This window comes from Agromyces binzhouensis (assembly GCF_004135055.1).
Taxonomy (GTDB): Bacteria; Actinomycetota; Actinomycetes; order Actinomycetales; family Microbacteriaceae; genus Agromyces; species Agromyces binzhouensis.
The window spans coordinates 1-1,671 of the sequence record NZ_SDPL01000541.1; the positions used below are offsets into that span (position 1 = coordinate 1).

Genomic DNA, 1,671 nt, shown 5'->3' on the forward strand with positions numbered 1-1,671 from the left:
GGCGTCGCGAAGGCCGCCGAGATCATCGCCGGCGTCGGGCTCCCGGTCGGCGCCGGCGTCGGCTCCGCCTCAGCGGGGGCGGAGTGAGCCCGTCGACGACGGATGCCGCGGCCGCGGCGATCGCGGACGCCGAACCGCGGCCGTACTGGACCGACCGTCCCGAGGCACCGACCCCGCGTCCTGCCCTCGCCGGCCGGCACGAGGCCGACCTCGTCGTCATCGGTGCCGGGTTCACCGGGTTGTGGGCGGCGTGGCGGGCGCTCGAACGCGGCGACGCGGCATCCGTCGTCGTGCTCGAGGCCGAGCGCGTCGGCTACGGGGCCAGCGGACGCAACGGCGGATTCGTCGCGTCGTCGCTGACGCACGGACTCGCCCACGGCACCATGGTCTGGCCCGACCAGGTCGGGGCGCTGCACGAGGAGGGCGAGCGCAACCTCGCCGAGCTCGTCGCGACCATCGAGGCGGCGGGCGTCGACTGCGACCTGCGCCGCGTCGGCAAGACGACCCTCGCGGTCGAGGAGTGGCAGGTCGCCGGCCTCCGCGACGCCGCCGAACTGGGCGCGCGCCACGGCGTCGCGCTCGAGCTCCAGTCGCGCGACGAGGTCCGGGCCGACGTCCACTCGCCGACCTACCTCGCGGGGCTCCGCGACCGCGTCGGCACCGTGCTCGTCGACCCCGCACGGCTCGCGTGGGGCATGGCGGCCGAACTCGAGCGCCGTGGGGTGCGCATCCACGACGGGTCGCGCGTGATCGGCCTCGACCGCGAGGGCGCGGGCGTGCGTGCGCGCACGGATCGCGGTGAGGTGGTCGCCCGCGGTGCGATCGTCGCGACCGCGGCCTACCCCGCGCCGCTGCGCCGCCTCGGGTCGTACATCATGCCGCTCTACGACCACGTGCTCATGACCGAGCCGCTCACCACCGCCCAGCGGGAGTCGATCGGCTGGGCCGAGGGCCAGGGGCTCACCGACGCGGGCAACCAGTTCCACTACTACCGGCCCACCGCCGACGGGCGCATCCTGTTCGGCGGCTGGGACGCGGTCTACCACCGCGGCGGCCGCGTCGACGCGGCCTACGAGCAGCAGGGCGGCTCGCACGCGCTGCTCGCGCAGCACTTCGCCGAGACGTTCCCGCAGCTCGACGGCGTGCGGTTCACGCACCGCTGGGCCGGGCCGATCGACTCGACGACCCGGTTCACCGCCGCCTACGGCACCGCACGCGGCGGGCGCGTCGCCTACGCGGTCGGTCACACCGGCCTCGGGGTCGGCGCCTCGCGGTTCAGCGCGGACGTCGCCCTCGACCTCCTCGCGGGCCGGCCGACCTCGCGGCTCCGCTACGACATCGTGCGCCGCCGCCCGTTCCCCGTCCCGCCGGAACCGTTCCGGAACCCGATCATCCAGTACACCCGCCGGAGCATCCTCGCCGCCGACGCGCACGAGGGTCGTCGCAACCTGTGGCTGCGCACGCTCGACCGCTTCGGGCTCGGCTTCAACTCCTGAGAGGCAACCATGACCACCACCGGCACGTTCATCGGCGAGTACCGCGCCGGCACCGGCGGCGACGCCGTCATCGTGAACCCCGCGAGCGAGGAGGAGGTCGCGGCGTACCGCGAGTCCGGCCTCGCCGACGTGGGCGAGGCGGCGGCGGCCGCCCGCGCCGCGCAGCCCGACTGGG

General features: G+C 75.7%; 1 protein-coding gene. It reads left to right on the forward strand.

The genetic code is table 11. The features are described from left to right. Positions 1-83: 83 nt before the first annotated feature. Positions 84-1,496, forward strand: a complete 1,413-nt coding sequence (locus tag ESO86_RS16530; RefSeq protein WP_129235911.1) for an NAD(P)/FAD-dependent oxidoreductase — start codon at positions 84-86, stop codon at positions 1,494-1,496. The last annotated feature ends 175 nt before the right edge of the window (positions 1,497-1,671 follow it).